Annotated in this window: 12 protein-coding genes; 5 read left to right on the forward strand and 7 right to left on the reverse strand. The window is 67.9% G+C overall.

The genetic code is table 11. The features are described 5' to 3' along the window. The 5 genes from VLF18_RS00525 to VLF18_RS00545 form a co-directional block, all read right to left on the reverse strand. Nucleotides 1-844: two-component system sensor histidine kinase NtrB (locus tag VLF18_RS00525; protein WP_325277655.1), on the reverse strand; the 844-nt coding region annotated here is incomplete at its 3' end. Nucleotides 845-1,000: 156 nt separating this feature from the next. Further along, the gene (locus VLF18_RS00530; protein WP_325277656.1) at nucleotides 1,001-2,056 is read right to left on the reverse strand and encodes an NAD(P)-dependent alcohol dehydrogenase; all 1,056 of its coding nucleotides are present in this window, start codon (nucleotides 2,054-2,056) and stop codon (nucleotides 1,001-1,003) included. A gap of 78 nt (nucleotides 2,057-2,134) precedes the next feature. Further along, nucleotides 2,135-2,548, reverse strand: coding sequence for a CBS domain-containing protein (locus VLF18_RS00535; protein ID WP_325277657.1), 414 nt, complete (start codon nucleotides 2,546-2,548; stop codon nucleotides 2,135-2,137). Nucleotides 2,549-2,685: 137 nt separating this feature from the next. Beyond that, a complete protein-coding gene (locus VLF18_RS00540) occupies nucleotides 2,686-3,750 on the reverse strand; it encodes a DUF3103 family protein (RefSeq protein ID WP_325277658.1) in 1,065 nt (354 codons plus the stop codon). A gap of 124 nt (nucleotides 3,751-3,874) precedes the next feature. Further along, nucleotides 3,875-4,234, reverse strand: a complete 360-nt coding sequence (locus VLF18_RS00545) for a hypothetical protein (RefSeq protein WP_325277659.1) — start codon at nucleotides 4,232-4,234, stop codon at nucleotides 3,875-3,877. A gap of 149 nt (nucleotides 4,235-4,383) precedes the next feature. Between VLF18_RS00545 and VLF18_RS00550 the strand changes: the two genes are divergently transcribed. Continuing rightward, entirely contained in the window at nucleotides 4,384-5,214 is an 831-nt protein-coding gene (locus VLF18_RS00550; protein ID WP_325277660.1) for a helix-turn-helix transcriptional regulator, read from the forward strand. A gap of 207 nt (nucleotides 5,215-5,421) precedes the next feature. Beyond that, entirely contained in the window at nucleotides 5,422-6,591 is a 1,170-nt protein-coding gene (locus tag VLF18_RS00555) for an SPFH domain-containing protein (protein WP_325277661.1), read from the forward strand. Here the strand turns inward: VLF18_RS00555 and VLF18_RS00560 are convergent. Further along, nucleotides 6,533-7,306: a hypothetical protein gene (locus tag VLF18_RS00560; protein WP_325277662.1), complete on the reverse strand. Its 774-nt coding sequence runs from the start codon at nucleotides 7,304-7,306 to the stop codon at nucleotides 6,533-6,535. The two genes, VLF18_RS00555 and VLF18_RS00560, sit on opposite strands and share 59 nt — an antisense overlap. Between VLF18_RS00560 and VLF18_RS00565 the strand changes: the two genes are divergently transcribed. Further along, nucleotides 7,305-8,075: a hypothetical protein gene (locus tag VLF18_RS00565; RefSeq protein WP_325277663.1), complete on the forward strand. Its 771-nt coding sequence runs from the start codon at nucleotides 7,305-7,307 to the stop codon at nucleotides 8,073-8,075. The genes VLF18_RS00560 and VLF18_RS00565 overlap by 2 nt on opposite strands. Nucleotides 8,076-8,091: 16 nt before the next feature. On the opposite strand, the gene rtcR is transcribed toward VLF18_RS00565, so the two are convergent. Further along, complete coding sequence (gene rtcR / locus VLF18_RS00570; protein WP_325277664.1) at nucleotides 8,092-9,717, reverse strand: RNA repair transcriptional activator RtcR; 1,626 nt, start codon at nucleotides 9,715-9,717, stop codon at nucleotides 8,092-8,094. A 797-nt stretch (nucleotides 9,718-10,514) separates the two neighbouring features. Here rtcR and VLF18_RS00575 point away from each other — a divergent pair. Together VLF18_RS00575 and VLF18_RS00580 are read left to right on the forward strand one after the other, a co-directional pair. Continuing rightward, the gene (locus tag VLF18_RS00575) at nucleotides 10,515-11,738 is read left to right on the forward strand and encodes an RtcB family protein (protein ID WP_325277665.1); all 1,224 of its coding nucleotides are present in this window, start codon (nucleotides 10,515-10,517) and stop codon (nucleotides 11,736-11,738) included. A 3-nt stretch (nucleotides 11,739-11,741) separates the two neighbouring features. Continuing rightward, nucleotides 11,742-12,198: hypothetical protein (locus VLF18_RS00580; RefSeq protein WP_325277666.1), on the forward strand; the 457-nt coding region annotated here is incomplete at its 3' end.

The following is a 12,198-nucleotide window of genomic DNA, read 5'->3' on the forward strand; positions in this document are numbered from 1 at the left end:
GGCTGTCGGCGAGTTCGGACGGTACGCCCGAGCCGTTGTCGACGACGTCGACGCGCAGCGCGAGCTTCACGATGCGATCGTTGATGCGCGCCGAATGCTCGGCGCGGCTGCGCAGCACGACGCGATCGGCGCCGGCCTCGAGCGCGTTGCGCCCGAGATTGAGGAACAGTTGCAGCAACCGATCCGTGTCGCCGGGCAGCGCCGGCAGGCTCGGATCGAAATCGCGAACCACCGCGGCCTGCCCCTGCGACGCCAGCAGCACCGCGATCCGTTCGAGCACCTCGTGGATGTTCACCGGGCCGAAAACCCGGCTCGCCGAGCCTTGCAGCAACCGGTTCGCCAGCTGCGCGAGGCGGTCCGCCTCGGCAATCACGAGACCGGCCAGCTCCTTCACGCCGTCGTCGGCAACGCGCCGCGCGATCAGCTGCGCCGCGCCGCGCAGGCCCGCGAGCGGATTCTTCACCTCATGCGCGAAGCCGCGCAGCGACTCGGACAGGTGCGCCGTCGACTCGCCGATCGCCGGCGCGAGCGCGTGCACTTCGAGCAGCACCCCGCCGGCCGCGAGCGGGCTCATCGTCAGATCGACCGCGATCGTCGTTCCCGCCGCCGCGGTCAGCGCGAAGTCGCGCAACTGTACGACCCGCTGCCCGCTCAACACGCGACGAAACGCGTCGACGAGTTCCGGCCGGTCCGGCGCGAGCGCGGCGAGCGTCATCCCTTCGAGCCGCCGCGAACCGAGGCCAAGCAGTTCGCACAAGGCCGGGTTCGGCGCCTGCAACAGCTGCTGTGCGTCGAGACACGCGGCGGCGGTGCTGAGCTGGGGCCAGAGCGAGGCGAGATCCACGAATTGCTGCCGGATGGGGCGAGTGCACCATCATAGTGCAGAAACCGAGACCCGTTGGCGCCGCGCGCCTTGCGCTACCGACTGGGTTCCACGCAGCGCGAAGCGTTGTCCGCACGTGACCCGTCCCCGACCGGTCCGGCGCCGGAACCGTCGCGCCTATTCCGCCCCCATCGTGGCGGCGTCGATGACGAATCGATACTTCACATCGCTGCGCAGCATCCGCTCGTAGGCGTCGTTGATTTCCCGCGCCGCAATCAGCTCGATGTCCGACACGATGCCGTGCTCGGCGCAGAAGTCGAGCATCGCCTGCGTTTCCGCGATACCGCCGATCAGCGAACCCGCGATCGCGCGGCGGCCGAAGATCAGCGGCGCGATGTTCGGCGCCGGATGCGGATGCTCGGGCACGCCGACGAGGCAGAGCGCGCCGTCGCGCTTGAGCAGCCGCGTGAATGCATCGAGGTCGTGGCTCGCCGCGACGGTGTCGAGGATGAAATCGAAGCTGCCGGCATGCGCTTTCATTTCGGCCGTGTTTTTTGAAATCACCACGTCGTCGGCGCCAAGCTTGCGCGCATCCTCGCGCTTGCTCTCGGAGGTCGTGAACGCGACCGTGTGTGCGCCCATCGCATGCGCGAGCTTGATGCCCATGTGCCCCAGCCCGCCGATGCCGACGATGCCGACTTTCTTGCCGGGGCCGACCTTCCAGTGGCGCAGCGGCGAATACGTCGTGATGCCGGCGCAGAGCAGCGGCGCGACGGCGGCGAGCTGCGCTACGGGGTGGCGGATCTTCAGCACGAACGCGTCCTTGACGACGATGCGCTGCGAGTAGCCGCCGAGCGTGTGGCCAGGCGCATCTTTCGTGCGGCCGTTGTAGGTTCCGACGAAACCGTTCTCGCAATACTGCTCGAGGCCTTCGTCGCAGGCGCTGCAGCGTTGGCAGCTGTCGACCATGCAGCCGACGCCGACGATGTCGCCGACGGCGAACGCGGAAACGCCGGTGCCGACCGCGCTGACGCGGCCGACGATCTCATGACCCGGCACGCAGGGATAGCGCGTGCCCGCCCACTCGGAACGCACGGTATGCAGATCGGAATGGCAGACGCCGCAGAAGGCGATATCGATCTGCACGTCGTTCGCACTCGGCGCGCGTCGCGCGATGTCGATCGGTTCGAGCGGCTTGTCGCCGGCGTGGGCGCCGTAGGCTTTCGTGGTCATGCGGGCGTCTCCGGGGCTGATGGCATCGAAACCCGGAGTAGACCTGCAGCGTTTGCGGGCGACAAGCCCGACTTGCGGCTAGTGCGGCTTTGCCGTTCCTTCGAGCAGTTTCTCGGTCGCCTTGCGATCGCCCGCATCCGCGACATTCGATAGCGACACGAAGCCGACGAGCTTCTTCGCGCGATCCACGACCGGCAGACGCCGGACCTGCAGTTCCGACATGTTGCGCGCGACGTCGCGCAGATCGTCGTCATCGAAACAGTACTTGATGCCTTCGGACATGATGCGGCTGACCGGCGTGCTCGGGTCGAGCCCGTCGGCGAGTGCGCGCAGCACGATGTCGCGGTCGGTGATCATGCCGACGAGCTTGTCGTCGGCGCTGACCGGCACGCTGCCGATGTCCTTGCTGCGCATGAGCTGCGCGGCGTCGCGGATGGTGTCCTGCTTCTGGACGACATAGACCTCGCCGCTCATGACTTCGCTGACTTTCATCGCTGATCCTCCTGCGTGAGACGTGACGCGGCACCGCGGACGGATCGCGGCGCCGGGTTCTCATTGTGCGCAGCAGGGCGGTTGCGGCGCGGTGAAAGCGGGCTCGGCGCGATGCGCCGAGCCCATCATTCGACGGATCAATTGGTCGGCAGCTCGTACGGAATGTAGTTCACGTAGACGTTGCCGCCGGCTCCGTAACGCGTCTCGCCGCGCGTCTTCTCGATCGTGTAGATCGAGTCGACGTAGTCGTCGTCGTTGGAGAACCAGCCGGCCGGCATCGCCGCGACGATGCGCGCGGCGATCTCGGCGATCGCCTGCACGGCCGGATAGCCGGCGAGCGAGCCGCCCTGGCCGATGGCCTGGATCAGGAGCCCGACCAGCGTCTGATAGTTCGTGTTGTCGTCGTGCTCGTAGATCAGCACGTTGGCTGCGCCGTAGCTGTACTGGTTCCAGTCGAGCAGCACCTGGCGCGGGTAATAGGTCGTGCCGTCGTGGTCGAGGTACGGCATGTCGACGATGGTGACCTGCGCCTGGTTGCCCGGCAGGATGCCGGCGGTGATCGCATAGACCTCGGCCGCGCCCGATACCCACGGCTCCTCGTCGTCGTTCAGCCGGATCGACTCGAGTCGCGTCGTCCAGTGGCCGCTGCCTTTGGCCGACGGTGCGGCTGCGGTCTGCAGGCCGGCTTCGCGCAGCTGCGCGTTGGCCATGTCGATCTGCCGTTCGAACGACAATGCGCCGTTGACGCGCACGACGAGCACGCGCGCGGCCGGCGGCGTGCGCGCATCGAGCTGGACCCAGCGGCCGTCGAGGGTCAGCGCGTCGACGGTCGTCCACGCCTTGTCGTCGCCCGCCGGCGGAAACGCGATCAGCACCTGACTGTCGCGCGCGGCGGCTTCCTGTCCCTGGAACAACCAGACGCCGGGTTCGTACGCGTCGTCGGCGCCGAGTGATTTTGCCGTCGCGCCGCAGCGTGCGCAGAGTTCGCGCAAGGCCATTTCGCGGCCGTGGCGCACGAGGTCGGACTGCACCTGTGCCGCCGTGCCGCGCGACTGCAGGTCGTCGCGCAGCGCGACGGCGAGCGCGCGATGCGCGGCGGTGTAGGCGACGGGATCGGAAACGTCGAGCCGGGCCGCCGCAGCGGCGCCGGAGATTCCGGCAATGGCGACAAGGCCGCAAACGATACTGCGTAGACTGCGCATGCTGACTCCTCGGGGTGGGCGAGACGTGCGAAGAATCAGGCTAGCACTTTGCGGCGGCGTGAAACTTGTCCGTTTGCGCCATTGTGCAGTCCGCGCCGGACTCGGCGAGCGCCGCGAATCCGGATCAGCCGGCCATCTTGGCGAGGTCCAGCAGCGGCAGGTACAGCGCCCAGAGACCGAACGGAACCAGCAGCATCGCGAGCGCCGTGCCGACGACGAGTCCGGTGACGCCGCGCGTACGCGGGTTCGGCCACAGCATCCAGATCGCGGGAACGGAGAGCGCGAGCAGCGGCCAGCCGCGATACGTCGCGAGCAGCAGCCGCGTCGCGTTCGGCAGCTCGCCGCGGAAGGCTTCGTACATCTGCGTGAACTGCGGCACGACGAACACCGCGGCGATCGCGACGACGAGCAGGTTGGCCATGCCGATGGCCGGCAGCAGGTAGTCCTGCACCGGTGTCGCGCGAGTTGCGGGCGGCGTCGTCACGAATGAATCCATCGAGGTCGGCGCGGCGATTCTAGCTGTCGCACCGATCCGTTGTCATGGCGGCGTCGTGCGGCGCATGACCTGTCAAGTCATGGCCTCGCGACAGGCACGCGCCTACCATCGGCGACCGACAGCAGCCAGGAGTCGTCGTGGAAGCGAGAGTGACGGTCAATCCGGACGGTGCTGCGCCGCTCGGCCGGCTGCTGCGCGAGTGGCGCCTCGCGCGCCGGCTCAGCCAGCTCGACCTCGCGCTGGAATCGAACATCTCGACGCGGCATCTGAGCTGCGTGGAGACCGGCAAGGCGCAACCGAGCCGCGAACTCGTCGTACGCCTGGCCGACGCGCTCGACGTGCCGCTGCGCGAGCGCAATGCGCTGCTCGTCGCCGCCGGCTATGCACCGAAATACCCGGAGTCGCCACTCGAAACGCCCGCACTCGCACAGGTGCGGCGCGCGATCGACGCGATCCTCACGCAGCAGGAGCCATATCCGGCATTCCTGTTGAACCGGCGCTGGGACGTGCTCGGCGAGAACGCCGCCGCGACGCGCGTCAACCGCTTCGTGCTCGGCGGCCGCGACAGCCGCCACACCAACATGCTGCGCCAGTTCTTCGATCCGGACGACCTGCGCGGCACCGTCGCGAACTGGGAAGAGATCGCCGGCAGTCTGATCCACCACCTGCACAGCGCCGTCGCCGCCGCGCCGGGCGACGAGACGACGCGCGCGTTGCTCGCCGAAGTGCTGGCCTATCCCGGCGTGCCGTCGCGCTGGCGCCGGCGCGACGTCGAAGCCGGCGCCACGCCGCTGATGACGACGGTGATGCGCCGCGGCGACACGGAACTGCACTTCTTCTCGACGATCACGACCTTCGGCACGCCGCGCGACGTCACGATCGAGGAACTGCACATCGAGTGCTGCTTTCCGGTCGACGAAGCGACGGCGCGGTTGTGCCGGGAGCTGGCGGCGCAAGCAGAGGAATGAGTGGAGAGGAGTGAGTGGGCGCTCCTGATGCCCTCCTCTTTTCTTACCTCTCTACCTCTTACCTGCCTCTCCGCCTTCAATCCGCCACCTTTCGTCGCAATCCCGCCCGCGATCGCGCGCGGCGACGCCCGCATGCAGCGCTGCAATGGTGAACAGGCCGAGGGGTCGGCCGCATCCCACCATCCACGCTCACTCAGGAGTCGTTTCGTGTCCCTTCCGTCGCCGCGGCTGTCGCAGGCTGTCCGTGTCGTTTTCCGTCCCCGCTGGATCGTGCTGGCGGCCCTGCTCGCCGGCGGCTATGCCCTCTACTCGACTCCGCCGACGGAGAACGTCGGCGCGGGCGAGATCGGCCTGCGGCTGAACCGCTGGACCGGCAACACGACGACGGCCGGCGAAGGCGTGGTCGTCATCGTGCCGGGGCTGCATTCGCTGCGCCGCTATTCGCTGCAGAGCCGCCTCTACAAGCCCGAGCGCAGCGCCAAGGCGGACGGCGAAGCGCCGTTCCAGTCGGTCGAAGGGCTGTCGCTCGGCGTCGAGCTCGCGATCCGCTATTCGCTCGATCCGCAGCGCGTCGACCTGTTCTCGCGCACGCTGCCCGAGCACATCGACAGCGAACGCCTCGAACCGGCCGTGCAGGGCACGATCTACAAGGTGCTCGCGCGCTACACCGTGCGCGAGATCTTCTCGACCAAGCGCCAGGAACTGCAGGACGTGCTCGAAGCCGAACTCAAGCCGAAGCTCGCGGCCGACGGCATCGTGCTGCACTCGGTGCTCATGGGCAATGTCGACCTGCCGGCCGACTACCGCGCCGGCATGGACCGTCTGCTCGCGGTCGAGCTCGAAACCGAGAAGATGAAATACACGCTCGAACTCAAGGAAAAGCAGGTCAAGGAAGCGGAGCTCACGGCCGACGCGGAGAAGGTCACGCGCGAAAAGGCCGCGCAGGCCGCGGCATCGGAACAGATCATCGCGGCCAAGGCGCAGGAGGAAGCGATGCGCCACGTGCTGCCGTTCAAGCAGAAACAAATCGAACAGCGCCAGCTCGAAGCCGAAGCCGAAAAGACCTCGCGCATCAAGCTGGCCGAGGCCACGGCGGAATCGCGCCGCATCGAGGCGTCGGGCGAAGCCGATTCGCGCCAGCGCCTGGCCGAAGCCGAAGCGTTCCGTCTCGAGCGCATCGGCAAGGTGCAGAGCGAACAGATGCAGCGCGACGGCGAGCTGATCACGCGGCATCCGCTGCTGATCCAGAAGACGCTGGCCGACAAGCTCTCGGACAAGGTGTCGGTGATCATCGCGCCGCCGCCAACCGACGGCGGGTTCATCGGCAATACGCTTCTCGGCACGACGACGGTCGCGCAGCAGCGTCATGCGGACTGATGCGATGCGTCCTTTCCGGAGTCTTGCGATGAAACGCCTGTTCGCCACGCTCGTGCTGGGAATCGGCATCGGCTGCGCCGTCGCCGAAGAAACCGCGCCGGTCGCCGCCATCGTCAGCCAGGACCAGATCGCGCTGCGCGCCGCGCCGAAGGAGTCGGCGCCGCAGCAGGCCGTGCTCTGGCAGGGCGACACGCTCGAAATCCGCGGCGAAAAGTTCGGTTACCTGCAGGTCTACGACCATCGTCGCGAACGCGGCGGCTACGTCCGCGCGACGCAGGTGCGCCGCGTCGTGCTGACTGCCGGACGCGCCGACGAACTGCTCGCGGTCGTGCGCTTCCTGCGCGATACGCCGGGCGCGGAAGCGCTCGGCCTCGCCTATGCCGCGGCCTATCTCAAGGCGGCGCCGGCCCAGGCCATCGGCGCCGAAGCCTTCGCTGCGCTCGGCACGTTCGCCGAGCGCCTCGCGCGGCGCGGCTCGTCGCGGCGCGCAAAGACCGACGAAGCGACGATCGCCGCGCATCTGGAGGTCGCTGCGAGCCTCGGCGTCGTGATCCGCAGCGTCGAGCGCGACGGCCGCATGCTGCTGTGCTACGACGGCGAAGCCCATCGCCGCGTGCTCGCGCTGCAGGCCAGCGCCGAAGAACAGGCGAATGCCGCGCTCGCGCTGACGCGCCCCGACTGCGTTCCGCCCGATCTCACGCCGCACGCGCGCCATGACTTCGACAGCTGGCGCGTCGACGTGCTCGGCGCGCGTGCCGCGCGCCGAGCTGCCGGAATTTCTGCGCAATCGCGTGCGCCTGCGCGCCGCGGCGGTGCTGTCGAGCTTCGCGTTCCAGCGCGCACGCCGCGGCGAGGACGCGCAGCCGACCATGGCGCTCGCGCTGCAGGAGCTGGCCGGCGTGAACAAGCTCGAACTCGCCGAGGAAGACAACGGCGCCTACGCCGATGCCGCCGTGCGCGTCGGCGCCTCGCGCTGGAGCGCGGAAGCGCCAACCGTCGCCGGCAAGGGTCTGCGCATCGTCACGGGCGCCGGCGAGCCGGGCCAGACCTGCGTGGCGCTCATCGATGCGAGATCGCCGGGCGATACGCTGGTACGTCGCTGCACCTATGGCCTGGTCTGGACCGCGTCGGCGAACGCGAACGCCGCCGGTACCGCGCTCGCGCTCGCCGTGCAGCCGCTCGATGCCTGGCGCGAACTCTGGCTGTTCCAGCGCAACACCGACGGCTGGCGCATCGACGTGCTGCCGCCGAGTCTCGACGCGCCGGATCTGGGCTACCTCGAATTCGCCGGCTGGGTGCCGGGCAAGCCGCAGCTGCTCGCCGCGCGCGAGGCGCGCAGCGAAGGCCGCCTGCGCCGCAGCTTCGAAGTCATCGACATGACCACGCTCGCGACCGACAAGCGCGTCGACGATCCGGCATCGCTGAGCGTGTTCTATCGCTCGCAGGATGCGGTCTGGAAACGCCAGACCGTCGCGCTGCGCTGAACGCACGGCGCGCGCGTCACAGCGCGCGCGCCGCCGCGTGGATCTGCGCGAACTCGAGACCGAAGCGCATGAGGTACTTGCGCAGCCGGTCGGCATCGTTGCTCGACGTACGCTTTTCGCGGCTGGCCTGGAACAGCGTGCGGCCCGCGTCGCTCGCGGTACGCGCGCTCGCGCAGACGCGCAGCACCTCGGCGAGCTGCACGCGATCGAAGCGGTCGATCTCGCTGAGCCGATCGCCGAACAGCGCGTCGAGCAGCGCATCGGAAGCCGCGGCGGCCGCGCCGCGCCGCGCACCGCCCCAGAGCCGGCCGAGCCGCGCGGTTTCTTCGTCGACCACATCGATCGTGATGCGCCCCTGCGACGCCAGCGTCGCCATGCGCGTGACCGACGCGCCGAGATCGCGGAAGTTGCCGGGCCAGGTCGCGTCGATGCTCATCGCGAACCGCAGATAGCGATCGCGTGCCTCGCGATTGAACGTGATGCGCTCGCCATGCTGGCGCGCGAACCGTTCGAGTTCGAAATCGAGATTCGGTTCGATGTCCTCGGCGCGCTCCTTGAGCCCGGGCAGATAGAACGTCCAGAGGTTCAGGCGCGCGTACAGATCCTCGCGAAAGCGGCCCTCGGCCACGGCGACGGCGAGGTCGCGATTCGTGCCGGCGAGCAGCTGGAAGTCGCTCGACACTTCGCGGTCGCCGCCCAGCGGCGGAAAACGCTTGTCTTCGATCGCGCGCAGCAGCATGGCCTGCTCGTCGAGGCCGAGTTCGCCGATCTCGTCGAGGAACAGCAGGCCGCCATCGGCGCTCTTGAGCAGTCCGGCGCGTTCGTTCTGCGCGCCCGTGAACGCGCCGCGCACGTGGCCGAACAGTGCGCTGCCGGCGCCGTCGCCGCGCAGCGTCGCGCAGTTCACTTCGACGAAGCGTCCCTTCAACGCGTGCCGGCGCTGCTTCAGCTCGAACAGGTTGCGCGCAAGCATGCTCTTGCCGGCGCCGGTCGGACCGAGCAGCAGCATCGGCGCCTTCGAGCGGACCGCGACGCGCTCGATCTGCTCGATCATGCGGTTGAACGCGGCGCTGCGCGTCGCGATGCCGCTCTTGAGGAAACTCGCCGTATCGGCGCTTTCGCGCGCGAAGCGCTGCGCGATGCGGTCGTAGCGCGCGAGATCGAGGTCGATGATCGCGTAGCTTCCGGCATCGCCCGCGCGCTGCTTGGGCGGCGGCGAGGTCTGCAGCAGCCGCGCCGGAAAGTAGCGCGCTTCGGCCAGCAGGAACCAGCAGATCTGCGCGACGTGCGTGCCTGTGGAAATGTGGAGCAGATAATCCTCGCGCTCCGGATCGAACGGATAGGCGCGCGCGAAGTCGTGCAGCGCGCCGAACACTTCCTCGAAATCCCACGGGTCGTGCAGATGGAAGTCGTGCATGCGCACGTCGGTTTCCGGGCTGACCGAGGCGAGGTCGGCGCTGACGCGGCCCGCGAGTTTCTTGAATTTGCGCTCGTCGACCAGCAGATCGACGCGCGAGACGAGCAGATCCTCGTACATGCCGAGCGCGACGCTGGGCCGCCATTTTTCCCAGCGGCCCGGACCGTCGGCCGCATCGAGCATCGCCCCGACGAACCCGATCACTACCAGCGGTTTCTTCTGCATGGTCCCTGTCCCCTGGTTTTATCCGACCGGATAATACACGAGCTGATCAGCTTGGCAGGACGGGCCCGATGCGGTAGCCCGAAAATCGTATAACCTTGAAAATCAAGTTGTTTTTACGAATGGTCGCGCTTGGCACGCGACTTGATATAGGTGACCTGCGCCGGGACGGAACAGTGACCGGCGGGATGGCTCCGGCCGGCGGGTTTCCTCCCTGCCGGTCCGTGAGCCCGGCCGTCGCGGGGCCGTGACCTGGCCCCGGCGCACTTCGAAGGAAACGGGACATGGCCGCAGCGAATCAGCGCTGCGGCCGCCACGACCGGAACACCGATCAGAATCGGGTCGCGGCAGCGAATGCCCGCAGGACTACAGCATCCGGCGCCTGGCGCGTGCGGGGTGAAATTCCCCGCCGACGGGACACCGTCGTGGCGGAATACAGACGCACTGGAAAGTCCTGCAGAACATTGTCGCTGTCGCGTCCGAACGGGCGACGAGGCCCCGCCCGCCAATCAGGGCCTCGCCAATTTGTTTGTTCAACGTTTCACTGCGGCCTTGCCGCAAGCGGCGAATGCCCGCCGGGACTACATCTCCTGTCACGAGCCCATGTCCCGGCACGCTGTACCTTGTCGCCGCTTGCTGCAGTGCCGCGAATGCCTGCCGGTCTACATCGAATACGTGTGTCGCGGGTTCAAATCCCGCCGGCGCTTGCGCCGTAGCTCAGCGGTCAGAGCAACGTGCATGACCGGTCAACCCTTGTCGCTTCACTGCACCGACATCAAGAAATGAAAGAGAGCACTGCCATGAACACCGCCCTCCACCAGACGTTCCACGACGAAGGCGCCGTGCCGATCAAGGCCTGGGTCAACGGCGTTCCGCTCGAAGACGCCGCGCGGCAGCAGTTGCGCAACATCGCGCGGCTGCCGATCGTCGGCCCCTGGATCGCCGTGATGCCCGACGTGCACCTGGGCATCGGCGCCACCGTCGGCTCGGTCGTGCCGACCGAAGGCGCGATCATTCCGGCCGCCGTCGGCGTCGACATCGGCTGCGGCATGATGGCCTACCAGACCACGCTGCGTGCCGATCAGCTGCCGGAGAACCTGCAGACGATCCGCAGCGACATCGAGCGCGCCGTGCCGCACGGATTCGTCACGGTCGAGGGACGCAGCGCCAAGGGCAACTGGGTCGTCGCGCCGAATTCGGCCGGAACCCGCTGGCGGCCGCTGGAACAGCGCTATCGCTCGCTCGTCGATCGCCATCCGCAGATCTCGCACAAGTCGCCATTGAGCCAGCTCGGCTCGCTCGGCGGCGGCAACCACTTCATCGAACTGTGCCTGGACGAGAACGACCAGGTCTGGGTGATGCTGCACTCGGGGTCGCGCGGCGCGGGCAACCGCATCGGCCAGTACTTCATCGAGAAGGCGCGCAACGAGATGCAGAAGCAGCAGGCCAATCTGCCCGATCGCGATCTCGCGTATTTCAGCGAAGGCTCGACGGTGTTCGACGACTATGTCGAAGCCGTCGAGTGGGCGCAGGAATATGCCGCGCAGAACCGCCAGCAGATGATGGAGACCGTACTCGGCGTGCTGCGCAAGCATCTGCCGTCGTTCCAGCTCACGCGGATGGCGATCAACTGCCACCACAACTACGTGCAGCGCGAAACGCATTTCGGCCGCGATCTCCTGATCACGCGCAAGGGTGCCGTAAGTGCGCGCGAAGGGCAGTTCGGCATCATTCCGGGCAGCATGGGCGCGAAGAGCTTCATCGTGCGCGGCCTCGGCAACGCCGAAAGTTTCTGCTCGTGTTCGCACGGCGCCGGCCGCGTGATGAGCCGCAACGAGGCGAAGCGGCGCATCACGCTCGGCGAGCACCGCGCGGCGACGGCGCACGTGGAATGCCGCAAGGATGCGGACGTCATCGACGAGTCGCCGGCCGCCTACAAGCCGATCGACAAGGTGATGGCGGCGCAGAGCGATCTCGTCGAGATCATGCACACGCTGCGTCAGGTCGTCTGCGTCAAGGGATGAGCCATGCGTGCCGACCTGCATGAAGTGCTGATCGAACGGCCGCGCGGCGGCCTGCGCCGGAAGACGGCGCGCGGCAACAAGCCGCGCGCCGCCGACTGGACGGGCGAGGACAGCTGCGCGGACAGTTACGACCCGGGCCGCCATCGCACGAAGTGCTTCGACGACCTGCTGTCGCCGCTGCGGCGCTGGCTGCGCAGCCAGGTCGACCGGCCGTGGAACAAGGTCTGGAGCGAACTCGCGAACGGCATCGATGCGCGCAGCATGAGCGGTGCGCATCTGCTCGATCATGTTCGCGAGCTCGTTACGATAGATGCCGAGTACGACGCAGCGCGACGCACGGTTGTCGAAAAGCCGCACCAGCGCCGGTACCGACGCGAGGACGCGGCACCGGTAGATGGACTCCATGTCGAGTCGCGACACGATCTCGCCAATCGGTTTCAACGATTTCGCATCACCCGCA

It is taken from the genome of Tahibacter sp. (assembly GCF_035481375.1).
Classification (GTDB): Bacteria; Pseudomonadota; Gammaproteobacteria; order Xanthomonadales; family Rhodanobacteraceae; genus Tahibacter.